The organism is Microbacterium sp. bgisy203 (assembly GCF_057706945.1).
This window is the reverse complement of sequence record NZ_JBYIPF010000002.1, coordinates 297,638-322,984: the sequence shown is the minus strand read 5'-3', so window position 1 is coordinate 322,984 and position 25,347 is coordinate 297,638. Positions and strand designations below refer to the sequence as shown.

The window sequence follows — 25,347 nt, the reverse complement described above, 5'->3', positions numbered from 1 at the left end:
TGGAGAGAGCCGGTGGAGAGAGCCGGTGCAGAAAGTGAGGAGGTTACGCCGTGATGCGCTCGAGGACGAGCGGGGCGGATGCCGGAGCTTCCGCACCGATCGACCACGCTCCCTCGAGGGCGTCGAGCGCGCGCGCGAAGCGCTTCTCATCATCGGCGAGCAAGGTGAACAGCGGCTGACCGGCCGTGACCTTATCGCCGGGCTTCACGTGCAGGTCGATGCCTGCGGCGTGAACGACCGGGTCCTGCGCGCGGGCGCGTCCGGCACCGAGGCGCCACGCGGCGACGCCGAACGGCAGCGCCTCCATGGCGCCCACCACGCCCGAGGCGGGCGCGGTGACGACGTGCGTCTCGCGCGGCGTCGGCAGGGGCGCGTCGGGGTCGCCGTCCTGCGCGCGGATCATGGCGCGCCAGGTGTCCATGGCGCGCCCGTCCTTCAGCGCCGCTTCGACGTCGGCATCCGGCTGCCCGGCGAGCGTGAGCATCTCGCGGGCGAGGGCGACGGTCAGCTCGACGACGTCGGCCGGTCCGCCGCCGGCGAGCACCTCGACCGACTCGCGCACCTCGTTCGCGTTGCCGATCGTGAGACCGAGCGGGGTGTCCATGTTCGTCAGGAGTGCGGTGGTCGCGACGCCCGAATCGGTGCCGAGGGCGACCATCGCCTCGGCGAGCTCACGCGCCCGGTCGACGTCCTTCATGAACGCGCCCGAACCGAACTTCACGTCGAGCACGAGCGCGTCGGTGCCTTCGGCGATCTTCTTGGACATGATGCTCGAGGCGATCAGCGGGATGGCTTCGACGGTGCCGGTGACGTCGCGCAGCGCGTAGAGCCGCTTGTCGGCGGGCGCGAGACCCGTGCCGGCGGCGCAGATGACCGCGCCGACGTCCTGCAGCTGCCCGAAGATCTCGTCGTTCGAGAGCGCAGCGCGCCATCCTCGGATCGACTCGAGCTTGTCGAGCGTGCCGCCGGTGTGCCCGAGCCCGCGGCCCGACAGCTGCGGCACGGCGGGGCCGAACGAGGCCACGAGCGGGGCGAGCGGCAGGGTGATCTTGTCGCCGACGCCGCCGGTGGAGTGCTTGTCGACGGTCGGCTTGCCGAGGCCCGCGAAGCTCATCCGCTCGCCCGAGGCGATCATCGCGTCGGTCATGACGCGGATCTCGTCGCGGGTCATGCCGTTGAGCAGCACCGACATCGCGAAGGCCGCCATCTGCGAGTCGGCGACGTACTCGCGCGTGTACGCGTCGATCATCCACCGGAGGGCGTCATCGGGCACCTGACCGCCGTCGCGCTTGATGCGGATGACGTCGACGGCGTCGAACGGCTCGACCGCCCCGCCGGGCGCGGAGGCGCTCATCGGGCCGCCTCCAGGTCGCGGGGGCCGAAGGCATCCGGCAGCACTTCATCGATCGTGCGGATGCCGGATACCGTCTCGAGCAGCATGCCCGGGAGCGCGAACTCGTACAGCAGCTGGCGGCAGCGGCCGCACGGCATGATCGTCTCGCCCTGGCCGTTGACGCACACGAACGCGACGAGCTCGCCGCCGCCGGACATGTGCAGGTCGCCGACGAGCGCGCACTCCGCGCACAGGCCCACGCCGTACGAAGCGTTCTCGACGTTGCAGCCGGAGACGATCCGGCCGTCGCTGACGAGCGCTGCGGCACCGACGCGGTAGCGCGAATACGGCGCGTACGCGCGGGTCATGGCTTCGGTGGCGGCGAGACGCAGCTCGTCCCAGTCGATGTCCACGGTCATCACTCCTTGATGTACGGCACGCCGTCAGCGGCGGGTGCCCGGGATTTTCCGACGACCCCCGCGACCACGAAGATCGTCACGAGGTACGGCAGCATCAGCATGAACTCGCTCGGGACGGGCGAGCCGATGACGCTGAGGGTGTTCTGCAGGCTCGACGCGAACCCGAACAGCAACGCCGCGAGGGTCGCCTTGATCGGGTCCCACTGGCCGAAGATCACGGCGGCGAGAGCGATGAAGCCCGCACCCGCGGTCATCTCCTTGTTGAAGGCGATGCCGTTGCCGATCGTGAAGACGGTGCCGCCGACGCCGGCGATGGCGCCCGCGAGCAGCACGTTCCAGAACCGCGTCGCGTTGACTTTGATGCCGACGGTGTCGGCCGCCTGCGGGTGCTCGCCGACGGCGCGCAGGCGCAGGCCCCAGCGCGTCTTGAACATCCCGAACCAGACCAGCGCGACCGCGATGTACATGAGGTAGACGAGGATCGTCTGACGGAAGAGCACCGGGCCGATCACCGGGATCTCGCTCAGGACCGGGATCGGCAGGCGCTCGAACCGCGGCGGATTGTTGAGGGTTCCGGCGTTCGGCTGGAGGACCTGCGAGAACAGGAAGCTCGTGAGGCCGGCCACCAGGACGTTCAGCACGACACCGACGATCACCTGGTCGACGTAGTACTTGATGGCGAAGGCCGCGAGGACGAACGCGACGAGCATTCCCGCGATGGCGGCCGCGAGCAGGCCCGCGATCGGCTGTCGGGTCACCGAGGCGACGAGCGCGGCGGTGAAGGCGCCCGCGAGCAGCTGACCCTCGATCGCGATGTTGACGACACCCGCGCGCTCCCCGATGACGCCCGCGAGGGCGCCGTAGATGAGCGGAATGGCGAGGCCCAGCGCTCCCGCGAGAAGGCCGGCGACGGGGATCGTGCCCCCGGCCGCGGCCCACGTGAGGAAGCCGATGACGAGCACGACGATGAACACGACGACGACCCACAACGGCGACCGGCCGAACGCATGGACGAAGTAGGCGGATGCCGCGGCGAGCAGGACGCAGACGATGAGGCATGCCCACGCGGTCGCCGCGACGGGTGCCGAGATGCTCGGCAGCTGCAAGGCGTCGGCGGCGGTGGACACCTGGAAGGTCGTCATTCCCGAGCGAGGCGCGGCGAGCAGCAGGATGCCGAAGAGCACCGTGAACACCGCGAGCGCGATCGGCGTCTTCCAGCTGCGGATGACGGTGGTCTCGGGCGCGAGGGCGCTCGGCGGGGTCGTGACGACGGCGTCTCCGGTGAGGCTCACGCGGTCACCTCCGATGGGGTGGCGTCGGCATCCGCGCGCTTCTTCAGCTCTTTTTCCCGGGCCTTCTCGCGCTTGCGCGCGTCGCGCTCGGGCGAGGGGAGGAAGAAGATCGTGCGGACGAGCGGCGGGGCCGCGATGAACAGGACGATGAGCGACTGCACGACGGTGACGATCTCGATCGGCACCTGCTCGCTGGCCTGCATCGAGAAGCCGCCGGCTTTGAACGCCCCGAACAGGATGCCGGCGGCGAAGGTCCCCCACGGCGTCGAGCGACCGAGGAGCGCGACCGTGATCGCGTCGAACCCGATGCCCGCATCGATGCCGGCGGTGAAGCCGGTCGTGATCGTGCCGAGCACCTGGTTGACGCCCGCGAGACCGGCGAGGGCACCGGCGATGAGCATGCCGTACACGTACATGTTCTTCACGTCGATGCCGGCGACGCGCGCGGCGTTGGGGTTCTCGCCGACGGCGCGGAACTTGAACCCGAGAGAGGAGCGACTGAGGATCCACCACACGACGATCGTCGCGAGGATGACGAGGATGAACCCGAAGTGCAGGTTGTAGCTCGGGCCGAGGAGCTCGGGGAAGACCGCGGTCTCCTTCATGGCGGGCGACTTGGGGTTGCTCGAGCCCGGTGCCTGCAGGAGTCCGGGGGTGCGGAGCATCCACGAGATCAGGTAGAACGCGACGTAGTTGAGCATGATCGTGACGATCACCTCGTGCGCGCCGGTGCGGGCCTTCAGGACGCCCGCGATTCCCGCCCACAGCGCTCCGCAGAGCATGCCGACGAGGACGGCGAGCGCCATGTGCAGCGGGAACGGGAGGTCGAGGCTGAACGCGATCCAGCCGGCGCCGGCCGAGGCCATGAGCATCTGCCCGCGACCACCGATGTTGAACATGCCGATGCGGAACGCGAGGGCCACGCCGAGACCGGCCGCGATCAGCGGCGTCGCGAAGGTGAGCGTCTCGGTGAAGGGGCGGATGCCGCGGGCGAAGTCGGGCGCGTTCACGTTGTAGATCGCGCCGCGGAACAGCGCGGCGTAGGCGCCGCCGACCGCGTTGCCGATCGCGGCGAAGGTGTCACCGGGTCGCGAGAAGAAGTAGCCCGCGGCGGCCTGGACATCGGCGTCGGTCGCTGCGATGAGGATGCCGCCGACCAGCAGGGCGAGGACGAGCGCGAGGATCGAGATCAGCCAGTTGCCCTGGGTGATCCGCATGAAGGTGAGGTGCCACTTGCCGGGGGCCGGCGCCTCGTCGGCGATCGTGACGCGGGAACCACCCGGGCCCTGTGCTTGCGGGAGACTCACGCGGCCGCCCCTTCCGTGTCGGGGCTCTCGCCCGCCATCATGAGTCCGAGCTGCTCGCGCGGCGTGTCGCCCGGGACGATCCCGACGATCCGACCGCGGTACATCACCATGATCCGGTCGGCCAGCGCCGTGACCTCGTCGAGCTCGGTCGAGACGACGATGACGGGGATGCCGGAATCACGCGTCTCGATGATGCGCTTGTGGATGAACTCGATCGAGCCGACGTCAACGCCGCGCGTCGGCTGTGCGGCGACGAAGAGGCTGAGGTCGCGGCTCAACTCGCGCGCGAGGACGACCTTCTGCTGGTTGCCGCCGGAGAGGCGGCCGACCGGCGTGTCGATCGAGGGCGCACGCACGTCGAACTCCTTGTACTTCTCGGCCGCGAACTCGTCGAGCACTTTGCGTTGCACGGTGCCGGCCTTGACGAACGGCGCCCCGTTCGCGCGGTCGAGCATGAGGTTCTCGGCGATCGTGAACTCTCCGACGAGACCGTCGACCTTCCGGTCCTCGGGGACGAACCCGACGCCTTCGTCGAGGACGTGCCGGATGCTCCGTCCGACGAGCTCTTCGCCGCCGAGGGTGACCGATCCGCGGACGAGCGGCTGCATGCCCATGAGCGCCTCGGTGAGCTCGGTCTGGCCGTTGCCCTGCACGCCCGCGATCGCGAGCACCTCGCCGGCGCGCACCGAGAAGGTCACGTCGTTGACGAGGATCTGTCCGCGCGGGTCGATGACGCTGAGCCCGTCGACGACGAGCGCCTCGTCGCCCAGGGTGGGCGGGTTCTTGTGGACGGTCAGCTCGACGGCGCGGCCGACCATCATCGAGGCCAGCTCCGCGTTCGAGGAGGTCGGGCTCGCCTCGCCGACGACGCGGCCGAGACGGATGACGGTGATGCGGTCGGCGACCTCGCGCACCTCGCGCAGCTTGTGGGTGATGAAGACGATGGACGTGCCGGATGCCTTCAGCTGACGCATGATCTCCATCAGCTCGTCGGTCTCCTGGGGCGTGAGCACCGCGGTCGGCTCGTCGAAGACGAGCACCTTCGCGTCGCGCGAGAGCGCCTTGACGATCTCGATCCGCTGCTGGACGCCGACGGGAAGGTCTTCGACGACGGCGTCGGGGTCGATGTCGAATCCGAAGCGCGCCGAGATCTCCCGCACGCGCTCGCGCGCCGTCTGGAGGTCGAGCATGCCGCCGGCCTTGGTCGGCTCGTGCCCGAGCATGACGTTCTCGGCGACGGTGAAGACGGGGATCAGCATGAAGTGCTGATGGACCATGCCGATGCCGGCGCGCATCGCGTCGCCCGGCCCACGGAACGCCTGCACGTGGTCGTCGAGGAGGATGGTGCCCTCGTCGGCGGTGTAGAGGCCGTAGAGCACGTTCATCAGGGTCGACTTGCCGGCGCCGTTCTCGCCGAGGAGGCAGTGGATCTCCCCCGGCTCGACGACGAGGTCGATGTGGTCGTTGGCGACGAGGGAGCCGAACCGCTTCGTGATGCCGCGGAGCTCGAGCTTCATGGATTCGATCCTAATGAGGGGCGCGCTCGGGGCGCACCCGGGCCGGTGGGGCATAAGGAGGGCGGGGAGGCCGGCGGAACCAGCCTCCCCGCCCGGAGCGGGAATCACCGCGAGGGGATTACTCCGCGAGGTAGGACTTGACCGTGATCGAGCCGTCGATGATGCCGGCCTTGATCGTGTCGAGCTCGCTCTGGAGGTCCGGCGACACCTTGTCCTCGAAGTCGTGGAACGGGGCCAGGCCCACGCCCTCGTTCTCGAGCGTGCCGATGAACGGCGTGGCGTCGAAGTCACCCTTGCCGGCCGCGACGACGGCGTCGTACACGCCGACGTCGATGAGCTTGCGGATCGAGGTGAGGAGCAGGTCGGCCACCGACGGGTCCGTCTCGAACACGTCGGCGTCCACACCGATCAGCGCGATGTCGCGACCCGAGTCGCGGATGACCGACGCGGCCGACTGGTAGATCGGGCCGCCGACGGGCAGCAGCACGTCGACGCCCTGGTCGACGATGCCCTGGGCCGCGTTGATCGCGTCCTGGTTGGCCGCGAAGCCGCCCGTGAACACACCGTCGGTGCCGTCCCAGCCGATGACCTCGACGTTGTCGCTCTTCTCGGAGTTCCAGTAGTCGACGCCCTGCTTGAAGCCGTCCATGAAGATCGAGACGGTCGGGAAGTTCTGACCGCCGAAGGTGCCGACCTTCTTCGCGGTCGAGTACGACGCCGACGCGTAGCCGGCGAGGAACGCGGCCTGCGCGGTGTCGAAGATGATGGGCTTGATGTTCGGCTCGTCGGTCTCGCCGTCGAAGTCCTGGTCGACGATGTCGTCGATCGACAGGTACTCGATGTCGGGGTTGGCGGCCGCCGACTCACCGGTGGCGGCGGCGAGCGCGAAGCCGACCGAGATGATCAGGGTGCAGTTCTGGTCGACGAGCGACTGCAGGTTCGGCGCGTAGTCGGACTCGGAGTCGGACTGCACCTTGACGAAGTCGACGTTCAGTTCCTTCGCGGCCTTCTCGAGACCCTCGAAGCCGAGCTGGTTGAACGACTTGTCGTCGAAGCCGCCCTCGTCGGAGACCATGCACGGCTTGAAGCCGTCGACGGCGCTGCCGGCTTCGCCGGATCCGGTCGGGGAGGTCTCGGGAGCGGAGCCGCAGCCCGCCAGAGCGATGATGAGCCCCGCGGCAGCTGTGATGCCGGCGAGCTTCTTGGTGGTCGAGATGGTCAATGCAGCCTCCACATTGATATGCCCGCGGATTTCGCGGGCGCACGAGTCGAAGTTACCTACTGTGTCGGGCGATTTGCACGCCGGGCCACCCGGTGGGAGCGAATGGTTACAAAGACGCAATGATCCCGATACACGGGACGACGGCGAGGGGTCAGAGCACCTCTCCGCGGCCGCTCAGCTTCAAGGCATCCACCACGCCCTTCACGCGCTGCGCGTGCTCGCTCGTGGTGACCAGCAGCGCGTCCGGGGTGTCGACGACGACGATGTCCTTCACGCCGATGAGGCTGATGACGCGCGTCGTGTGGCTCACGACGATGCCGCTGGCGGCGTCGGAGAGGATCCGCGCGTTCTCCCCGAGAATCGCCAGATCGTTCTTGCGTCCGCCGGAGTTGAGCTTCGCGAGGCTCGCGAAGTCGCCCACGTCGTCCCAGTCGAAGTGCCCGGGCACGACGGCCAAGCGCCCCTTGGCGGCGGCGGGCTCGGCGACGGCGTAGTCGATCGCGATCTTCTCCAGATTCGGCCAGATGCGGTCGACGGCAGGGCCGCGCAGGTCGCGATCGTCCCACGCCTCGGCCAGCTCGACGAGCCCCGCGTGCAGGTCGGGGTTGTTCTCGGCGAGCTCGGCGAGCAGCACGTCGGCGCGCGAGATGAACATGCCCGCGTTCCACAGGTAGTCGCGCGACTGCAGGTACTCCTTGGCGGTGTCGAGATCGGGCTTCTCGACGAAGCGCTCGACGAGGGCGCCCTCCGGCGCTCCGTCGACCGCGAGCATGTCGGCCTTCTTGATGTAGCCGAAGCCGACCGAGGGCTCGGTCGGGGTGATGCCGATCGTGCAGATGTACCCCTCGCGGGCCACGGCGACCGCCTGCTCCACCGCCCAGTGGAAGACGGGGAGCACGCGGATGACGTGGTCGGCGGCGAACGATCCGATGATGACGTCGGGGTCGCGGTGGTGCAAGATCGCGGCGGCCAGGCCGATGGCCGCGGCCGAGTCGCGCGGCTCGGACTCGAGGATGACGTTGTGGTCGGGGATGCCGGGGAGCTGGTCCTCCACCGCCGCGCGGTGCGCGCGGCCGGTGACGACGGCGATGCGGTCGGGCCCGGTCAGCGCTTCGAGCCGGTCCCACGTGTCGCGCAGGAGCGAGTGCCCCGAGCCGGTGAGATCGTGCAGGAACTTCGGCGCGTCCGCCCGCGAGAGCGGCCAGAGCCGGCTCCCAACACCTCCTGCCGGAATCACGGCGTAGAAGTCGTCGATGCGCTGGACCATGGGACACACCCTAATCGGCGGACGGCAAGAACCCGGATTCCTGCGTTTCTCTCGATACCGAGACAACTTAGGGTGGCCTTCGTCGCTCGCCGTCGGGCCCGGACGTAGGATGGTGGAGCGCCCGTGTGCGACGAGAGGGTCAACGAGACAATCACCGACCCGAGGCCGAGGTCGGCCCCCGCCGTGACGAGGTGTCCGATCACACTCGCGATCACACCCAAGGGAGGACGACCGTGTCTGCACCAGCACGCGTCACACCGTCGGTAGCCCAGACCACGTCCAAGACCCCGCGCGGCACGCTGTACCGCGGCAACGAGGGCATGTGGTCGTGGGTCCTGCACCGCATCACCGGCGTCGCCATCTTCTTCTTCCTGCTCGTGCACGTGCTCGACACGGCGCTCATCCGCCTCTCCCCCGAGGCATACGACGCGGTCATCGGCACGTACAAGAACCCGATCATGGGCTTCGGCGAGGTCGTCCTCGTCGCCGCGATCGTCTACCACGCCTTCAACGGCCTGCGGATCATCGCGGTGGACCTCTGGCCGTGGGCCACGCGCCACCAGAAGCAGCTCTGGTGGGGCGTCCTGGGCCTGTGGGTCGTCACCGTCGGCGGCTTCGCCGCACGGCACATCCCGATCGTCCTGTCGAACATCGGAGGAGGTCACTGATGTCCGCTGACACGATCGCGGCCCCGCGCTCGCCGCAGACCCCGGCCCGCAAGAAGGGCGCCAACCTCGAGAAGTGGGGCTGGATCTACATGCGCGTCTCGGGCGTGCTGCTGGTCGTCCTCATCTTCGGTCACCTGTTCGTGAACCTGATGCTCGGCGAAGGCATCGACGGCCTCGACTTCGCGTTCGTGGCCGGCAAGTTCGCCAACCCCTTCTGGCAGTGGTGGGACGTGCTGATGCTGTGGCTCGCCCTCATCCACGGCGCCAACGGCATGCGCACGATCGTCAACGACTACGTCACCGGCGAGAAGACCCGCAAGGTGCTCGTGTGGGCCCTGTGGATCGCGGCCGGCTTCCTCATCCTCCTCGGCACGCTCGTCGTCTTCACCTTCGACCCGTGCCTGGGCGTCGAGAACTCCACCACCGAGTGGCTGATCGAGAAGTGCGCGGCGCTCTAGGGCGCCTGAGCCGCTCCCCCCGGTAGACACCGCAGCAGACGCAGAACAAGACAAGGCATCCTTACGTGAGCACCCAGCATCCCGAGGCCGTCCTGAAGGACGGCGTCTACTACCACGAGTTCGACATCGTCATCGTCGGCGCCGGCGGCGCGGGCATGCGCGCGGCGATCGAGGCGGGCCCCGGTGCCCGGACGGCCGTCATCACCAAGCTCTACCCGACGCGTTCGCACACCGGCGCGGCGCAGGGCGGCATGGCGGCGGCGCTCGCCAACGTCGAAGAGGACTCGTGGGAGTGGCACACCTTCGACACCGTCAAGGGCGGCGACTACCTCGTCGACCAGGACGCCGCGGAGATCCTCGCCAAAGAGGCGATCGACGCCGTCATCGACCTCGAGAACATGGGGCTGCCCTTCAACCGCACCCCCGAGGGCAAGATCGACCAGCGCCGCTTCGGCGGCCACACCGCCGACCACGGCAAGACCCCGGTCCGCCGCGCGTGCTACGCGGCCGACCGCACGGGCCACATGATCCTGCAGACGCTGTTCCAGAACTGCGTGAAGCTCGGCATCAACTTCTTCAACGAGTACTACGCCCTCGACCTCATCACGGTGAAGGATGCCGACGGCAAGACCCAGGTCGCCGGCGTCGTCGCGTACGAGCTCGCCACGGGCGACCTGCACGTCTTCCACTCCAAGGCGGTCATCTTCGCGACCGGCGGCTTCGGCAAGATCTACAAGACGACCTCGAACGCCCACACCCTCACCGGCGACGGCGTGGGGATCGTCTGGCGCAAGGGCCTGCCGCTCGAGGACATCGAGTTCTTCCAGTTCCACCCGACCGGCCTCGCCGGACTCGGCATCCTCCTCACCGAGGGTGCCCGCGGTGAGGGCGCCATCCTCCGCAACGCCTCGGGCGAGCGCTTCATGGAGCGCTACGCGCCGACCATCAAAGACCTCGCGCCCCGCGACATCGTCGCCCGCTGCATGGTCAAGGAGGTCCTCGAAGGCCGCGGCGCCGGCCCCCACAAGGACTACGTCTACCTCGACTGCACGCACCTGGGCGCCGAAGTGCTCGAGACGAAGCTCCCCGACATCACCGAGTTCGCCCGCACCTACCTGGGTGTCGACCCGGTCACCGAGCCCGTGCCGGTCATGCCGACCGCGCACTACGCGATGGGCGGCATCCCCACCAACAACAACGGCGAGGTCCTGCAGGACAACGACACCGTCGTCCCGGGCCTCTACGCGGCGGGCGAGTGCGCGTGCGTCTCGGTGCACGGCGCCAACCGCCTCGGCACGAACTCGCTGCTCGACATCAACGTGTTCGGCAAGCGCTCGGGTCGGAACGCCGTCGAGTACGTCCAGACGGCCGACTTCGTGCCGCTGCCCGAGGACCCGGCGAAGGAGGTCCGCGAGATGATCGAGGGCCTGCGCAACAACCAGGGCTCCGAGCGCATCGCCGTCCTTCGCAAGACGCTCCAGGAGGAGATGGACGCCAACGCCCAGGTCTTCCGCACCGAAGAGACCCTGACGAACGTCATGGGCACCATCCACGACCTGCGCGAGCGCTACAAGAACGTGCACGTCGACGACAAGGGCAAGCGGTTCAACACCGACCTGCTCGAAGCCGTCGAGCTCGGGTTCCTCCTCGACCTCGCCGAGATCGTCGCGTACGCCGCCCGCAACCGCAAGGAGAGCCGCGGCGGCCACATGCGCGAGGACTTCCCCGACCGCGACGACGCCACCTACATGCAGCACACGATGGCCTACCTCACGGGCGACCCGCACTCCCCCGACCCCGAGGACCACATCCGCCTCGACTGGAAGCCCGTCGTGTTCACGAAGAACGCCGAGGGCGAATTGAACTACCCGCCGATGGAGAGGAAGTACTGATGTCGACCGCCATCGTGGAGCAGGGCGCCGAGCAGGGCGCCGCCGTCGCGGGCGAAGAGGCTCCCATCCAGTCGTACCTCGTCACGTTCATCGTCCGCCGGTTCGACCCGGAGACGGATGCCGAGCCGCGCTGGGTCGATTACGACGTCGAGCTCTACCCGACCGACCGCGTGCTCGACGCCCTCCACAAGATCAAGTGGGAGGTCGACGGGTCGCTGAGCTTCCGCCGCTCCTGCGCCCACGGCATCTGCGGCTCCGACGCGATGCGCATCAACGGGCGCAACCGGCTCGCGTGCAAGACCCTCATCAAGGATCTCGACATCTCGCAGCCGATCTATGTCGAGGCGATCAAGGGTCTTCCGCTCGAGAAGGACCTCATCGTCGACATGGAGCCGTTCTTCGCGTCCTACCGCGAAGTGCAGCCGTTCCTCATCGCGAACTCGAAGCCCGAGCCCGGCAAGGAGCGCATCCAGTCGATCGCCGACCGCGAGATCTTCGACGACACCACCAAGTGCATCCTGTGCGCCGCGTGCACGTCGTCGTGCCCCGTGTTCTGGACCGACGGGCAGTACTTCGGCCCGGCCGCGATCGTCAACGCGCACCGCTTCATCTTCGACTCGCGCGACGACGCGGGTGATGTGCGCCTCGACATCCTCAACGACAAGGAGGGCGTGTGGCGCTGCCGCACGACCTTCAACTGCACCGAGGCGTGCCCCCGCGGCATCGAGGTCACGAAGGCGATCGCCGAGGTCAAGCAGGCGATCCTGCGGCACTGACGCATCGGCATCCGGGTGCGTTTCACGCGCCCCTCGATATCCTGACGACGTGAGCGAGCCCCACGCCTCCGCCCGCGCTGCGGCCGATTCGGCGCGCGCCGAAGAGGAATCGCTGCGCGAGCGGTGGGAGATGACGCAGAACGCGTTGCGCGAGCGATGGGATGCCCCGATCAGCGCGGCGACCAAGATCACCCGCAAGACGCTCGCGCTCTTCCCGGTGCGGGTCTGGCGGCACTTCCTGCAGCACAACGGGTTCCTGCTCGCCGCCGGCGTCAGCTATCAGGCGTTGTTCTCGTTCTTCGCCGTCATCTACGTCGCCTTCGCCGGCGTGGGCCTCTGGCTCGGCGGCAGTCCCGCCGCAGTGGAAGCCCTCATCGACGTGATCGACGTCTACCTTCCGGGCCTCATCCGCCCGGAGGGCCAGGGCGGCGTCTTCACGACCGAACAGGTCACCGAGATCGCGACCGGGTCCACCGGCGTGCTGGCGATCACCGGCATCATCGCCCTCCTCACCGCGGCCTGGACCTCGATCGGCTTCGTCACGTTCACCCGTCGAGCCGTCCGCGACATCTTCGGCCTCCCGTTCGACGACCGCTCCTACGTGCTCCTGAAGGCGCGAGACCTCGTCGCCGCGATCCTGTTCGGCATCGCGCTGCTGCTCGGGTCTGCGGTCAGTACGGCGGGCACGTGGGCACTCGGTTGGCTGTTCGAGCTGTTCGGCTGGAGCACGGCATCCGGGTGGTATCGGCTGGGCGTCGGCGCCGCCTCGATCCTCGTCACCGTCGCGCTCTTCACCGGCGCGCTCGCCCTGCTCTTCCGGTTCCTGACGGGCACGTCCCTCAGCTGGCGCCGGATCTTCCCCGGCGCCGTGTTCGGCGGTATCGCGCTGACGATCCTCCAGCTCGGCGCGGGATGGCTCCTGCGCTACACCCCGTCGAACCCGCTGCTGGCGACCTTCGCGATCTTCATCGGTCTCCTGCTGTGGTTCCGGGTGATCGGCATCATCATCCTCGTCGCCGCGTCGTGGATCGCCGTCGCCGCCGAGGACGAGGACGAACCCCTCGCGCATCTCAGCGACGAGGACCGTCTACGCGCGGAGCACGCCGCACTGCTGCTCGCGGCGCAGGTTCGGCTGCGCACCGCGCACGAGGCGTACGACGCCGCGCCCTGGTACCGCCGCCTCGGCACCCGCCGGGCGGTGCGCGACGCGCAGAACGAGCTCGACGAGGTGGAAGCGAACGCCCCCGCCGACGCGAAGCGGCAGGTGTCGCTCATCGAGTGAGCGCACGCGGCGCGCCCTGGGATCTGCCGGTGTCGGAGCGGGTCGTTAGGCTTTTGCGGTGCCCCACTCCTCCTCCCACCTCCGCATCGCCTCGGTCAACGTCAACGGCATCCGCGCCGCCGTCCGGAAGGGCATGAGCGCCTGGCTCGATACCGCCGACGTCGACGTCCTCACCCTGCAAGAGGTGCGCGCCGAGGCATCCGATCTCGCCGCCGCGCTTCCGGGCTGGCACGTGGTCAACGACGAGGCGCTCGCCAAGGGACGCGCGGGCGTCGCGATCGCGGCGCGCGAACCCCTCGACATCTGGCGCGTCGAACTCGGCGACGACGAGTTGGACTCGGAGGGACGCTGGGTCGAAGCCGACATCTCCGTCGGCGGCGAGACCGTGACGGTCGTCTCCGCCTACGTCTTCACCGGCGAGGACGGCACGCCCAAGCAGGACGCGAAGTACGCGTTCCTCGATGCGATGGAGCAGCGGATGCCGCAGCTCGGCGACCTCGCGGTCATCACGGGCGACCTCAACGTCGGGCACCGTACGCTCGACATCCGCAACTGGAAGGGCAACGTCACAAAGGCCGGCTTCCTCCCGCGCGAGCGCGCGTACTTCGACCGATTCACCGGGCCCGCCGGTGCAGAGGTGACCGGCGTCGACGGCTCGAGCGGTGCAGGTCTCGGGTGGGTGGACGTCGGGCGCACGTGGGCCGGCGAGGTCGACGGCCCTTACACGTGGTGGTCGAACCGAGGCAAGGCGTTCGACACCGACACCGGCTGGCGCATCGACTACCACCTCGCGACCCCGACGCTCGCCGCGCGCGTCGTCGACTACCGGGTCGTGCGCGCGCCCTCGTGGGACACCCGCTGGAGCGACCACGCTCCGGTCGTCGCCGACTACGCGCTGCCCGCGGGCTGAGCCCCCCACCCAGCCCGCGGCGACGTGATCAGCTGACGAGCGCTCCGCGCCGCCCGCCGATCCGCATCCACGTCTCGACGACCGTGTCGGGGTTCAGCGAGATCGATTCGATGCCCTGATCGACGAGCCACTGCGCGAGGTCGGGGTGGTCCGACGGACCCTGTCCGCAGATGCCGATGTACTTGCCGCGCTCGCGGCACGCCGCGATCGCCATCGACAGGACCTTCAGCACCGCGGGGTCGCGTTCGTCGAAGATCGCCGAGACGAGCGACGAGTCGCGGTCGAGCCCGAGCACCAGCTGCGTCATGTCGTTCGACCCGATCGAGAAGCCGTCGAACACGTCGAGGAACTCGTCGGCGAGCAGAGCATTCGAGGGGATCTCGCACATCATGATGACCTTCAGCCCGTTCTCGCCGCGCCGGAGCCCGTGCTGCGCGAGGAGGTCGACGACCCCCTGCCCCTCGGCGACGGTCCGGACGAAGGGGATCATGATCTCGACGTTCGTGAGGCCCATGTCGTCCCGGACGTACCGCATCGCCTCGCACTCCATCGCGAAACACTCTCCGAAGCTCGGCGAGACGTATCGCGACGCCCCGCGCCAGCCGATCATCGGGTTCTCCTCGTGAGGCTCGTAGCGGTCACCGCCGAGAAGGCTCGCGTACTCGTTCGACTTGAAGTCGGACAGGCGCACGATGACCGGCTCGGGCCAGAACGCCGCCGCGATCGTCGAAACGCCCTCCGCGACGCGCTGCACGAAGAACTCGCGCGGCCCCGCGTAGGCGGCCGTCGCCTCGTCGATGCGTCGGCGCAGGTCACCCGTGAGGGCATCGCGCTCGAGGAGCGCCCGCGGGTGGATGCCGATCTGGCGGTTGATGATGAACTCCAGCCGGGCAAGGCCCACGCCCCTGTTCGGGAGCTTCGAGAAGCTGAACGCCTGGTCGGGTGTGCCCACGTTCATCATGATCTTGACGGGGACCTCCGGCATGGCATCCAGATGCGTCTCCTCCACCTCGAAGGCGAGCGCGCCGTCGTACACCGCGCCGTCGTCGCCCTCCGCGCACGAGACGGTCACCGTTGCGCCGTCGGTCAGCGCACGTGTCGCGTACCCGGTGCCGACGACGGCGGGGATGCCGAGCTCGCGCGCGATGATCGCGGCGTGGCACGTCCGCCCGCCCCGGTCGGTGACGATCGCCGAGGCCATCTTCATGATCGGCTCCCAGTCGGGGTCGGTCATGTCGGCGACCAGGACGTCACCGGCGCGGAAGCGGTCCATGTGCGCGATGGAGTCGAGCACGCGCACCGGCCCCACACCGATCCGCTGCCCGATCGCCCGCCCCGTGATGAGCACGTCGCCGTGCTCCCTCAGGACGTAGCGCTCCATCACGGCGCCGTCGTCGCGCGAGACCACCGTCTCGGGGCGCGCCTGCAGGATGTAGAGCTCTCCGTCGACGCCGTCGAGTCCCCACTCGATGTCCATCGGGCGGCCGTAGTGGTCCTCGATGACGAGGGCGTGCCGGGCGAGCTCCTCCACCTGCGCGTCGGTGAGGCTGAAGACGCGGCGCTCCGCGTCGGGCACGTCGACGAACGCCGTCGAGCCGCCCACCGACACACCGTCGGTGTAGCGCATCGCGACCGCCTTCTCACCCAGCTGACGCTTCAAGATCGCGGGGCGCCCGGCGCGGAGCGCCGGCTTGAAGACGTAGAACTCGTCGGGGTTGACCGCGCCCTGAACGACCGCCTCCCCCAGGCCGTACGCGCTCGTGACGAAGACGGCGCGATCGAACCCCGACTCGGTGTCGACCGTGAACATCACGCCCGACGCCCCCACGTCGCTGCGCACCATCCGCTGCACGCCGGCCGAGAGGGCGACGTCGAAGTGGTCGAAGCCGTTGTGCACGCGGTACGCGATCGCGCGGTCGTTGTAGAGCGACGCGTACACCTGGTGCACCGCGTCGACGATGTTGTCGACCCCGCCGATGTTGAGGAACGTCTCCTGCTGGCCCGCGAACGAGGCATCCGGCAGGTCTTCGGCCGTCGCACTCGAGCGCACCGCCCAGGTGACCTTCTCGGGATCGGGATCGTTCTCGATCAGCCGCGCGTACGCCGCGCGGATGTCGCGGTCGAGATCCTCCGGGAACGGCTGCTCGCGGATCCAGCCGCGCACCTCGGCGCCCACCCGGGCGAGTTCGGACACATCCGTCACGTCGATCGCGCCCACCGCCGCGGCGATGCGGGCGTCCAGCCCGTCCGTCGCGAGGAACGCGCGGTACGCGTCGGCGGTCGTGGCGAAGCCGCCCGGCACGCGCACTCCGGCATCCGACAGCGCTCCCACCATCTCACCGAGCGACGCGTTCTTCCCTCCCACCTGCGGCAGATCCGCCATGCGGATCTCGTCGAACCACAGGATGTTGCTCATCGTGATCACCTCTGTTCATCGGGGTCGTCAGCGGCGCAGGCGGAACGCCTGCAGGATGACGGCCGACATCTCCTCGACACTCTTGGACGAGGAATTCAAGAAAGGGATGCCGCAGCGCCGGTACAGCTCCTCGGCACGGCGGATCTCCATCGCGCACTGCGCGAGCGACGCGTAGCGCGACGTGGGACGACGCTCGCCGCGCACCTGGCTGAGCCGGAGCGGCGTCGTCGTGAGACCGAAGCACCGATCGGCGTACGGCGCGATCGGGCGCGGCAGCGTCTCGGTCGGGAAGTCGTCGTCGGTGAGCGGGTAGTTCGCGACGAGCACGCCGTGCTGGAGCGCGAGATACATCGTCGTCGGCGTCTTGCCGCAGCGGCTCGGCGCGATGATGATCACCTCCGCGGCATCCAAAGCCCGAAGGCTCGCCCCGTCGTCGTGCTCGATCGCGAACTCCACCGCCCGCATCCGTGCGTGGTAGGCGTCGAGGTCTCCGAGGGCGTGGAACCCGCTCGGCCGGTCGGAGGCCGTGGCACCGAGGGCGACCTCGACCTCGTGGAGATGCCCGCCCAGCAGGTCGATGACCGTCACCGGCGCCGTCTCCAGGCGGGCGCGGAGCTGCGCGTCGCGGATCGTCGCGAAGACGAGGGGGCGGGGCGATGCGGCATCCTCTCGCGCGATGTCGGCGATGAGGGCGTCGAGCTGCTCGGGCGAGGCGACGAAGGGCACGGTGCGATGCGAGAACGCCAGGTCGGGGAAGTTCGCGAGGAGCGCGCTGCCGAGGGTCTCCGCGGTGATGCCGGTGGAATCGGAGACGAAGTACGCCGGGCGCACGACCGCCGTCGGAGTCGCCGTCGTGGTGTGCGTGGCGGCGGTCGCCGCGGTGGCGGTGACAGGTGCGGATGACTCGTTCATCTCGACGTCCGGTCTGCGGCATACGTTGCCGCAATCCTTACGGTACGCCGGGCCTTACGGCTTGTCGCGCCTTCGCGCCGTGACAAACCGAATTCGTCCGGGCCGGGTGGGCTCGTCGCGCTCCGTAGGATGGAGGGATGACCAGACCCCGCCTCTATTCCGGAATGCAGCCCTCCGCCGACTCCCTCCAGGTCGGCAACTACATCGGCGCGCTTCTGCAGTGGCGGGACCTGCAGGACGCGTACGAAGCGTTCTTCTCGGTCGTCGACCTGCACGCCCTCACGCAGCCGAACGACCCGGCGGAGCTCCGCGAGAAGACCCGGCGCACCGCCGCGCAGTACATCGCGGCGGGCATCGAGCCGTCGCGCTCGACCCTGTACGTGCAGTCGCACGTGCCGGCGCACACCGAGCTCGCGTGGGTGCTCTCGACGATCACCGGGTTCGGCGAGGCCGGACGGATGACGCAGTTCAAGGACAAGTCGGCGCGCTACGGCTCCGATCAGACGAACGTGGGCCTGTTCACCTATCCGGTCCTCATGGCCGCCGACATCCTGCTGTACCAGACCGACATCGTGCCGGTCGGCGACGACCAGAAGCAGCACGTCGAGCTGACGCGCGACCTCGCCGAGCGGTTCAACTCACGCTACGGCCAGACCTTCACGGTGCCGATCCCGGTCATCCAGAAGGAGACGGCGAAGATCTACGACCTGCAGAACCCGACCGCGAAGATGTCGAAGTCGGCCGAGTCGGATGCCGGTGTGCTGTGGCTGCTCGATGACCCTTCGGTGTCGGCGAAGAAGGTCATGCGGGCCGTCACCGACTCGGAGGGCTCGGTGCGCTTCGACCGCGAGGCGAAGCCCGGCGTCTCGAACCTGCTCACGATCTACGCGGCCCTCTCCGGACGTCAGATCCCCTCGATCGAGGACGAGTACGCGGGCCGCGGCTACGGCGACTTCAAGAAGGGCCTGGCCGAGGTGATCGTCGAGGAGTTCGGTCCCGTGCGCCAGCGCGCCCTCGACCTGCTGGCCGACCCCGCCGAGCTCGACCGCGTCCTGGCATCCAACGCCGACCGTGCCGCCGAGGTCGCGAACGCGACCCTCGCCGACGTCTACAACAAGGTCGGCCTGCTCCGCCGCCGCTGACGCCGGCGCGGGGCCCGGTGCCGGCGAGCGCGAGCGCTCCGGCTTCGGCTCCGGCGCCGGCAACTCTCGGGCGAACACAACTCAGGCAGAACCGGGCCACACGACCGCCTGCAGGCGGCTCGGAGCAGTTCTGCCTGAGTTGTGTCGCGCGCGACCCTGACCGACTGACCGACTGACCGACTGACCGACTGACCGACTGACCGACTGACCGACTGACCGACTGACCGACTGACCGACTGACCGACGCCACCGGCAACGGCGGTGCGCGGCTACGATTCCGCGGACGGCGGCCGCTACATCACCGCCTGCGAAGAAGAGGTCCTCGGCCAAGGGACGGAACGTCACAAGACCGAGCTGCGCCGCGGCGAGGTCGCGTTTGCGGTCGCGCCGCTGCTTCTCCCACCCCTCGTGGTGCGCCTTGCTGTCACATTCGATGATCAACCACCCCTCAACGAGGAAGTCGACGCGCCCGACGCCGGAGATGACGACTTGGGTCTCGTAGCGCAGGCCGAGCTGACGGAGGATCAGCCGCATGAACGTCTCGCTCCCCGCTTCCGCGGTGGGGTCAGCGAGGCGGAGGATTGTGCGGTAGCGGCGCGGAAGACCGCTGAATACGTCCCGCACCTCGTCCCAGGTCATCAGACCGGCGTGCAGAACGCTGTCGACGGTGGCAACGGCGGCGCGCGGCTCCTGACATCGAACGGCTTGCCGGAGCGCGTCATGAAGCCCGACTGCCGCGAGTCCCTCGGGCGGCTCGCGCAAGGGCGACCAATGCAGGCACAGGCCCGCTCTGTCAGCCGAGGCGAGGCTACGCGCCGCATCGTGGGGTGAGCGCAGGCGTGACGCGGAACGGGCGAGGTGAACGTGCACGCGGCGGGGATCGAGAACGAAGACTCCGGCCAGAGCGAGCACGGAAACGCACGCGAGGCGTCCACCCACCCGCACGGCGCGTTCGACGGGGCCGCCTCCGCCCACCATGTAGCGATCCCTGCGCACGCGGACGAGTTCACCCGCCGCCACGGCGCGCCGAATCTCGTGCGCCCGCATCCCCAGGGCATGCAGGTCGACTCGGCGCAGGACCTGCGACGCGGTGTGAGGCGAGGTATCCATGCCGCCACCCTGACTGAGCGGTTGTCGGCGGCGGGCGCCCAGAGCGGGATCTGGGGAGCGATTCGCAAACTGGCTGGTTGTGGAGGAGTCGGTAACCGGATCACAACTCAGGCAGAATGCGCGGATTCGGGGCGTCACCGAGTCGAAGATGTCGTTCTGCCTGAGTTGTGTCACAGGTGTGTCACAGAGGCCCACGGCACGGGCACGGCCACTGACGTCACGGAGCAGGAGGCGGATGCCGGGCGGCGCTAGGGTCGGGAGGGTGGAACCGGTGATCCTCGCGACGGAGCGACTCGAACTTTCCCTGCCCGGTGAGTCGGACATCGACGCGATCTTCGACGCATGCCAGGACCCCGACACGCAGCGGTACACAAGCGTCCCGGCACCGTACGAGCGGCGCCACGCCGAGGAGTTCGTCCCGCGCGTCGCGCAGCAGTGGACCGAGGGCGTCCACCTGACGTGGGCGATCCGCGAGGGCGATGTCCTCGCGGGCACGATCGGGCTCTACCGCCTCGACGGCCACAGCGCGGGAGAGATCGGCTACTGGGTCTCGCCCTGGTCGCGCGGGCGCGGCGTCGTGACGGAAGCCGCACGCGCCGTGATCGACTGGGGCTTCTCTCCCGAAGGGGCCGGCCTCACTCGGATCGAGTGGCGCGCCGTCGTCGGTAACACCGCCTCGGCGCGCGCCGCGCGCACCCTCGGCTTCCGCTACGAGGGGCTCCTCCGCGCGGGCCTCGCCGGCAAGGAGGGTCGCGTCGACGGCTGGGTGGCGGGGCTCCTGCGCACCGACGACCGCACGCCGCAGCCCTGGTCGATCATCCCGAACTGACCGGGCCCGCGCGCGCTCCGGACGAGAACGCGCGGCCGGCCCGCGTGTCCTCGACACGTGGCACGATGGCAGGGACGACAAGGGCGGGGACGACAGGAGACTCGGATGCCGGAGATGCCCGAGGTCCAGGGGCTCGTGGACTTCCTCGCCGCCCGCGCGACGGGCCTGGAGATCACGAAGGCGACGATGGCGAGCTTCTCGGCGCTGAAGACCTACGATCCGCCGATCGACGCCCTGAAGGGCACGACGGTCACCGCCGCGCGCCGGCACGGCAAGTTCGTGGACCTCGAGACGGATGCCGGCACGCACCTCGTCTTCCACCTCGCGAAGGCCGGATGGCTGCGCTGGTACGAGCAGCTCCCCGCGACCGTGATCCGCCCCGGGAAGACCCCGATCGCCCTGCGCGTCGGGTTCGACGACGGCTCGGGGTTCGACCTCACCGAGGCCGGCACCAAGAAGTCGCTCGCGGTCTATGTCGTGCGCGACCCCGCGGAGGTTCCCGGGGTCGCGCGGCTCGGCCCCGACCCTCTCGACGACACGTTCACGCTCGAGGTCTTCGCGGGCCTCCTCGCGGGTCGCCGCACGCAGATCAAGGGGGTCCTCCGCGACCAGTCGATCATCGCGGGAGTCGGGAACGCGTACTCCGACGAGATCCTCCACGCCGCGAAGATGTCACCCTACGCCCTCGCCGCGAACCTCGACGACGCGGACGTCGCGCGCCTGTACGACGCGATGCGCACGACGCTGACGGATGCCGTGACGCAGGCATCCGGCAAGCCGCCCGCCGATCTGAAGGACGCCAAGCGGCGCGGCATGGCGGTGCACGGGCGGCGCGGCGAGGCGTGCCCGGTCTGCGGCGACGAGGTGCGGAGCGTCTTCTTCGCCGACAACAGCCTCGAATACTGTCCGACGTGCCAAACCGGCGGCAAGCTTGTCGCCGACCGCCGCCTCTCGCGCCTGCTGAAGTGAGCGTGCCGCGCCGGTGATCACGCCGCGCCGGTGCGACGCCTGTCAGTCGGTCGTGCCCATGAGGATGCGCGCGTCTTCGTCGACCCAGTCGATCGACTTCCGCACCGCCTTCTTCCACTGGCGGTAGCGGCGGACGCGCTGGTCGGCATCCATCTGCGGCTCGAAGCGGACGTCTTCCTGCCAGTAGTCGCGCAGCTCGTCGAGTGAGGACCAGACGCCGACCGCGAGCCCCGCGGCATACGCGGCGCCGAGAGCGGTGGTCTCGACGATCTTCGGCCGCACGACCGGGATGCCGAGGATGTCGGCCTGGAACTGCATGAGCAGCCGGTCGCGGGTCATGCCGCCGTCGACGCGCAGCTCGGTGAGCTCGCGCCCCGCGTCGGAGACGACGGCCTCGATGACGTCGCGGGTCTGGAATGCGGTCGCCTCCAGCGCCGCGCGCGCGATGTGCGCCTTCGTGACGTAGCGCGTGAGCCCCACGAGCGTGCCGCGCGCGTCGGGCCGCCAGTACGGCGCGAACAGGCCGGAGAAGGCGGGCACGAAGTAGGCCCCGCCGTTGTCGGCGACGGACGAGGCGAGCTCTTCGACCTCTTCGGACGTGCGGATGATCCCGAGGTTGTCGCGCAGCCACTGCACGAGCGATCCGGTGACGGCGATCGACCCTTCGAGGGCGTAGTGCGCCGGCTCGCCCTCGAGCTGGTAGGCGACGGTCGAAATGAGTCCGGCCTTCGACCGCACCACGTCGGTCCCGGTGCTCACGAGGAGGAAGTTCCCCGTGCCGTAGGTGTTCTTCGACTCTCCGGCGTGGAACGCGGCCTGGCCGAACGTCGCCGCCTGCTGGTCGCCGAGGATGCCGGCGATCGGGGCTCCGGCGAGCTCCGTCGGCTGCCGAATCTCGCCGAAGACCTCGGACGACGATCTGATCTCGGGGAGCATCGCCCGCGGGATGCCCCAGACGTCGAGCATCTCATCCGACCACTCGAGGGTCCGCAGGTCCATGAGGAGCGTGCGCGACGCGTTGGTGACGTCGGTGACGTGGATGCCGCCGTCCGGCCCGCCGGTGAGATTCCATACGACCCACGTGTCGGGCGTTCCGAAGAGCAGGTCGCCGGCCTCGGCGGCGGCGCGCGCGCCGTCGACGTGTTCGAGGATCCACGCGATCTTCGACGCGGAGAAGTAGGTGGCGAGCGGCAGGCCGGTGATCTCGGCGAACGCCTGCACGCCGCGTGCGCGGATGAGCCGGTCGATCCGCGGCTGCGTGCGGGTGTCCTGCCAGACGATGGCGTTGTGGACCGGCTGCCCGGTGCGCCGGTCCCAGACGATCACGGTCTCGCGCTGGTTCGTGACCCCGACGGCGGCGACGTCGTCGCGCGTGAGCCGCGCCTCGGCGAGCGCCCGCGCCATGACCCACTCGGTGTTGGTCCAGATCTCGACGGGGTCGTGCTCCACCCGGCCGGCGCGGGGGAAGATCTGCTCGTGCTCGCGTTGAGCGCTCGCCACGATCTGCGCGGATGCGTCGAACACGATCGCCCGGGTCGAAGTCGTCCCCTGGTCCACCGCGATCACATGGTCTGGCATGTCGGCTCCTCCTCGAGTCTGTCGGGCGGCGGGGATGTCAGGCGTTCGGTTCCGGCGGCGGCGTCCGCGTCGCGTCCGTCCCACGGCGCGGCGCGGGCGACGGATGCCGCAGCGCGCCAGATCACGCTATCGCGCCGCGCTCCGCGGATCGGAAGCGGCATCGGTGGAAGCGGCATCGGTGGACGCAGCATGGGAGGAAGCACCGAGCGCGTCGGCCACCCCCGGGTCGGCGGCATGCACCTCACGGGTCGCGCGGGCGATCTCGTCGTCGCGACGCGCGGCATCCCACTCGAGCGTCGGCGCGACGACGTCGGCGACCTCGGCGATCGCGGCGGCCGAGGCGCCACCGGTGAAGGCGATGGCGGTGCGGCGCAGCAGGAGATCGTCGAGGTGGTCGACGCGCTCGGTGGCGGCGAGGTGACGGAGCTCGGCGGTGCTGTAGTCCGGCAGCGTCTCGAGCGGCCGGTCGTCCGCGCCGGCCGCGACGATCGCGTCGATCGTACCGACCGCGAGCGTGCCGTAGCGCTCGAGCAGCTGCGCCGCTCGGCCGAGCCCGACCGTCGACGCATACGGCGCGAGCCACTGGCGGCGCGCACGTTCGCTGACGGGGTAGCCGGCCCCACCACCGATCGGGAGCCCGCGCGTCGAGCGCAGGCGCGGGCGCGCGAGCTGTTCGAGGACCCGGTCAGCGAGGTGTTCGGCCGACGCCCGGAACGTCGTCCACTTTCCGCCCACGAGACTCAGGACCGTCGGCGCATCGGGGCCGGGGAGCTTCTGCGCCTCGATGCGGTAGTCGCGCGACACGAACCCGGGGGCCTCGCCGCCGTGGCCCGGCAGAGGCCGCACGCCCGCGAAGCGGTAGACGATCTGCGGGCGCTCGACGGGGATGCCGGGGAAGACGTGGCCGATGAGGTCGAAGAAGTAATCGACCTCGGCATCCGTGCACACCGCGGGCTCACGCATGTCGTGCTCGAGGTCCGTCGTGCCGACGAGAACCCGACCCTTGAGCGGGTAGATGAGCACGATACGACCGTCGGAGTGCTCGAAGAAGAGCTCCCGCCCGCCGGTCGCGGCGAGCAGCTCGGGGTGGTCGAGCACGATGTGCGACCCCTTCGTGCCGCCCATGAACTGCGTCGGCTCGCCGAGCGCGTCGTTCGTGAGGTCGGTCCACGGCCCCGACGCGTTGACGACGACCGACGCCGCGAAGGGGTACTCACCGGACTCGTCGCGGAGGACGATCCGCCCGTCATCGCTCGCGACGGCGGCGGTGTAGTTCACGGCGCGAGCGGTGTCGGCGGCGCGGTCCTCTCCCGGCGCCCGGCCGTCGCGCAGCCCGTCGCGGAGGACGTCGGCGGCGAGCCGCTCCGGGTCACGGAGCGAGGCATCCCAGTACGTCGCCGTGTACTTCACGCGCGGGTTCAGCTCCGGCAGCTGCTCGAGGGAGCGCCGCCGACCGTGGAACGCGTGGCGCGGCACGGAGGCGCGCCCGAACAGACCGCCGCCGCGCGAGAACGAGTCGTAGATGACGAGACCGATCTTGATGAGCGCGGCGCCCCGCTCGCGGGGCTTTCCTGCGCCGTGGAAGACGAAGCGCAGCGGAGCGGTGAGGATGCCGGAGAACGTCGAGAAGATCGGGATCGTCGTCTGCAGCGGCCGCACGATGTGCGGCGCGGTCTTCAGCAGGGCGTTGCGCTCGGTGACCGCTTCGTGGACGAGCCGGAACTCGCCGTTCTCGAGGTAGCGGATGCCGCCGTGGATCATGTGGCTGGATGCCGCAGACGCGCCGCTGACGAAGTCGTCGCGCTCGACGAGGGCCACGTCGACGCCCTGGAGCGCCAGATCTCGGAAGGTCGCGATGCCGTTGATGCCGCCGCCGATGATGAGGACGTCCGCGTACGGGCGGGCGCGGAGAGTCGCGCGCGCCTCCTCCGCGTCGGTGAGGTCGTGCCCGGTCGTCGTCCTGTCACCCATGATGTCGCTCCTCCTCTTCCAGGCTATGCCGGATCGGCAGGGCGTGCGCCGCCGATCCGGTCGGCCGGAGCGCACGT

The 25,347-nt window shown here is 69.5% G+C and carries 21 protein-coding genes; 9 read left to right on the top strand and 12 right to left on the bottom strand.

The genetic code is table 11. From position 1 onward, the window contains the following. Positions 1 to 43 precede the first annotated feature (43 nt). The 7 genes from AC3ENQ_RS04835 to AC3ENQ_RS04805 form a co-directional block, all read right to left on the bottom strand. On the bottom strand, positions 44 to 1,354 hold the full coding sequence (locus tag AC3ENQ_RS04835) for a thymidine phosphorylase (RefSeq protein ID WP_431802228.1): 1,311 nt from the start codon (positions 1,352 to 1,354) through the stop codon (positions 44 to 46). After that, positions 1,351 to 1,752 (bottom strand): cytidine deaminase, encoded by a 402-nt coding sequence (locus AC3ENQ_RS04830; protein ID WP_431802226.1) that lies wholly within the window; start codon positions 1,750 to 1,752, stop codon positions 1,351 to 1,353. The genes AC3ENQ_RS04835 and AC3ENQ_RS04830 overlap by 4 nt, the downstream gene beginning before the upstream one ends. After that, positions 1,752 to 3,044 (bottom strand): ABC transporter permease, encoded by a 1,293-nt coding sequence (locus tag AC3ENQ_RS04825; protein WP_431802224.1) that lies wholly within the window; start codon positions 3,042 to 3,044, stop codon positions 1,752 to 1,754. Before AC3ENQ_RS04825 ends, AC3ENQ_RS04830 begins: the two co-directional genes overlap by 1 nt. Next, on the bottom strand, positions 3,041 to 4,351 hold the full coding sequence (locus AC3ENQ_RS04820) for an ABC transporter permease (protein WP_431802222.1): 1,311 nt from the start codon (positions 4,349 to 4,351) through the stop codon (positions 3,041 to 3,043). Before AC3ENQ_RS04820 ends, AC3ENQ_RS04825 begins: the two co-directional genes overlap by 4 nt. Next, complete coding sequence (locus tag AC3ENQ_RS04815; protein WP_431802220.1) at positions 4,348 to 5,868, bottom strand: ABC transporter ATP-binding protein; 1,521 nt, start codon at positions 5,866 to 5,868, stop codon at positions 4,348 to 4,350. Before AC3ENQ_RS04815 ends, AC3ENQ_RS04820 begins: the two co-directional genes overlap by 4 nt. A 118-nt stretch (positions 5,869 to 5,986) precedes the next feature. Further along, on the bottom strand, positions 5,987 to 7,090 hold the full coding sequence (locus AC3ENQ_RS04810; protein ID WP_431802218.1) for a BMP family lipoprotein: 1,104 nt from the start codon (positions 7,088 to 7,090) through the stop codon (positions 5,987 to 5,989). Positions 7,091 to 7,241: 151 nt separating this feature from the next. Continuing rightward, complete coding sequence (locus AC3ENQ_RS04805; RefSeq protein ID WP_431802216.1) at positions 7,242 to 8,357, bottom strand: mannose-1-phosphate guanylyltransferase; 1,116 nt, start codon at positions 8,355 to 8,357, stop codon at positions 7,242 to 7,244. A gap of 233 nt (positions 8,358 to 8,590) precedes the next feature. Between AC3ENQ_RS04805 and sdhC the strand changes: the two genes are divergently transcribed. From sdhC to AC3ENQ_RS04775, 6 genes are all read left to right on the top strand, one after another. Next, on the top strand, positions 8,591 to 9,025 hold the full coding sequence (gene sdhC / locus AC3ENQ_RS04800) for a succinate dehydrogenase, cytochrome b556 subunit (protein ID WP_431802214.1): 435 nt from the start codon (positions 8,591 to 8,593) through the stop codon (positions 9,023 to 9,025). Continuing rightward, the gene (locus AC3ENQ_RS04795; RefSeq protein ID WP_431802212.1) at positions 9,025 to 9,483 is read left to right on the top strand and encodes a succinate dehydrogenase hydrophobic membrane anchor subunit; all 459 of its coding nucleotides are present in this window, start codon (positions 9,025 to 9,027) and stop codon (positions 9,481 to 9,483) included. Before sdhC ends, AC3ENQ_RS04795 begins: the two co-directional genes overlap by 1 nt. Before the next feature lie 65 nt (positions 9,484 to 9,548). Then, positions 9,549 to 11,375 carry a succinate dehydrogenase flavoprotein subunit gene (sdhA, locus tag AC3ENQ_RS04790; RefSeq protein WP_431802210.1) on the top strand — a complete coding sequence of 609 codons (1,827 nt, stop codon included), beginning with the start codon at positions 9,549 to 9,551 and terminating at the stop codon, positions 11,373 to 11,375. Beyond that, on the top strand, positions 11,375 to 12,151 hold the full coding sequence (locus AC3ENQ_RS04785) for a succinate dehydrogenase iron-sulfur subunit (RefSeq protein WP_431802208.1): 777 nt from the start codon (positions 11,375 to 11,377) through the stop codon (positions 12,149 to 12,151). Before sdhA ends, AC3ENQ_RS04785 begins: the two co-directional genes overlap by 1 nt. 49 nt (positions 12,152 to 12,200) lie before the next feature. Continuing rightward, the gene (locus tag AC3ENQ_RS04780) at positions 12,201 to 13,433 is read left to right on the top strand and encodes a YihY/virulence factor BrkB family protein (RefSeq protein WP_431802206.1); all 1,233 of its coding nucleotides are present in this window, start codon (positions 12,201 to 12,203) and stop codon (positions 13,431 to 13,433) included. A gap of 58 nt (positions 13,434 to 13,491) precedes the next feature. Further along, entirely contained in the window at positions 13,492 to 14,343 is an 852-nt protein-coding gene (locus AC3ENQ_RS04775) for an exodeoxyribonuclease III (RefSeq protein WP_431802204.1), read from the top strand. A gap of 28 nt (positions 14,344 to 14,371) precedes the next feature. Here the strand turns inward: AC3ENQ_RS04775 and ppsA are convergent, their stop codons facing one another. Both ppsA and AC3ENQ_RS04765 read right to left on the bottom strand, forming a co-directional pair. Next, complete coding sequence (gene ppsA / locus AC3ENQ_RS04770) at positions 14,372 to 16,759, bottom strand: phosphoenolpyruvate synthase (RefSeq protein WP_431802202.1); 2,388 nt, start codon at positions 16,757 to 16,759, stop codon at positions 14,372 to 14,374. Positions 16,760 to 16,786: 27 nt separating this feature from the next. Further along, positions 16,787 to 17,671: a pyruvate, water dikinase regulatory protein gene (locus AC3ENQ_RS04765; protein ID WP_431802200.1), complete on the bottom strand. Its 885-nt coding sequence runs from the start codon at positions 17,669 to 17,671 to the stop codon at positions 16,787 to 16,789. Between the two features lie 137 nt (positions 17,672 to 17,808). On the opposite strand from AC3ENQ_RS04765, the gene trpS reads away from it, so the two are divergent. Then, entirely contained in the window at positions 17,809 to 18,813 is a 1,005-nt protein-coding gene (trpS, locus tag AC3ENQ_RS04760; protein ID WP_431802198.1) for a tryptophan--tRNA ligase, read from the top strand. Between the two features lie 81 nt (positions 18,814 to 18,894). On the opposite strand, the gene AC3ENQ_RS04755 is transcribed toward trpS, so the two are convergent. Continuing rightward, positions 18,895 to 19,923, bottom strand: coding sequence for a hypothetical protein (locus tag AC3ENQ_RS04755; protein ID WP_431802196.1), 1,029 nt, complete (start codon positions 19,921 to 19,923; stop codon positions 18,895 to 18,897). A 262-nt stretch (positions 19,924 to 20,185) separates the two neighbouring features. On the opposite strand from AC3ENQ_RS04755, the gene AC3ENQ_RS04750 reads away from it, so the two are divergent. Together AC3ENQ_RS04750 and AC3ENQ_RS04745 are read left to right on the top strand one after the other, a co-directional pair. Next, positions 20,186 to 20,752 (top strand): GNAT family N-acetyltransferase, encoded by a 567-nt coding sequence (locus AC3ENQ_RS04750; RefSeq protein ID WP_431802194.1) that lies wholly within the window; start codon positions 20,186 to 20,188, stop codon positions 20,750 to 20,752. Positions 20,753 to 20,857: 105 nt separating this feature from the next. Continuing rightward, positions 20,858 to 21,721, top strand: coding sequence for an Fpg/Nei family DNA glycosylase (locus AC3ENQ_RS04745; RefSeq protein ID WP_431802192.1), 864 nt, complete (start codon positions 20,858 to 20,860; stop codon positions 21,719 to 21,721). A 42-nt stretch (positions 21,722 to 21,763) separates the two neighbouring features. Here AC3ENQ_RS04745 and glpK read toward each other — a convergent pair whose 3' ends face one another. Beyond that, positions 21,764 to 23,299 carry a glycerol kinase GlpK gene (glpK, locus tag AC3ENQ_RS04740; RefSeq protein WP_431802190.1) on the bottom strand — a complete coding sequence of 512 codons (1,536 nt, stop codon included), beginning with the start codon at positions 23,297 to 23,299 and terminating at the stop codon, positions 21,764 to 21,766. A gap of 126 nt (positions 23,300 to 23,425) precedes the next feature. Then, positions 23,426 to 25,270, bottom strand: a complete 1,845-nt coding sequence (locus AC3ENQ_RS04735) for a glycerol-3-phosphate dehydrogenase/oxidase (RefSeq protein WP_431802188.1) — start codon at positions 25,268 to 25,270, stop codon at positions 23,426 to 23,428. Between the last annotated feature and the right edge of the window lie 77 nt (positions 25,271 to 25,347).

What these genes read in the sequence shown, in the direction of transcription:
- AC3ENQ_RS04765 (WP_431802200.1), bottom strand. Translation starts at nt 17,671, where the DNA reads ATGAACGAGTCATCCGCACCTGTCACCGCCACCGCGGCGACCGCCGCC.
- ppsA (WP_431802202.1), bottom strand. Translation starts at nt 16,759, where the DNA reads ATGAGCAACATCCTGTGGTTCGACGAGATCCGCATGGCGGATCTGCCG.
- AC3ENQ_RS04815 (WP_431802220.1), bottom strand. Translation starts at nt 5,868, where the DNA reads ATGAAGCTCGAGCTCCGCGGCATCACGAAGCGGTTCGGCTCCCTCGTC.
- AC3ENQ_RS04745 (WP_431802192.1), top strand. Translation starts at nt 20,858, where the DNA reads ATGCCGGAGATGCCCGAGGTCCAGGGGCTCGTGGACTTCCTCGCCGCC.
- AC3ENQ_RS04830 (WP_431802226.1), bottom strand. Translation starts at nt 1,752, where the DNA reads ATGACCGTGGACATCGACTGGGACGAGCTGCGTCTCGCCGCCACCGAA.
- AC3ENQ_RS04785 (WP_431802208.1), top strand. Translation starts at nt 11,375, where the DNA reads ATGTCGACCGCCATCGTGGAGCAGGGCGCCGAGCAGGGCGCCGCCGTC.
- glpK (WP_431802190.1), bottom strand. Translation starts at nt 23,299, where the DNA reads ATGCCAGACCATGTGATCGCGGTGGACCAGGGGACGACTTCGACCCGG.
- AC3ENQ_RS04755 (WP_431802196.1), bottom strand. Translation starts at nt 19,923, where the DNA reads ATGGATACCTCGCCTCACACCGCGTCGCAGGTCCTGCGCCGAGTCGAC.
- AC3ENQ_RS04835 (WP_431802228.1), bottom strand. Translation starts at nt 1,354, where the DNA reads ATGAGCGCCTCCGCGCCCGGCGGGGCGGTCGAGCCGTTCGACGCCGTC.
- AC3ENQ_RS04805 (WP_431802216.1), bottom strand. Translation starts at nt 8,357, where the DNA reads ATGGTCCAGCGCATCGACGACTTCTACGCCGTGATTCCGGCAGGAGGT.
- AC3ENQ_RS04795 (WP_431802212.1), top strand. Translation starts at nt 9,025, where the DNA reads ATGTCCGCTGACACGATCGCGGCCCCGCGCTCGCCGCAGACCCCGGCC.
- trpS (WP_431802198.1), top strand. Translation starts at nt 17,809, where the DNA reads ATGACCAGACCCCGCCTCTATTCCGGAATGCAGCCCTCCGCCGACTCC.
- AC3ENQ_RS04735 (WP_431802188.1), bottom strand. Translation starts at nt 25,270, where the DNA reads ATGGGTGACAGGACGACGACCGGGCACGACCTCACCGACGCGGAGGAG.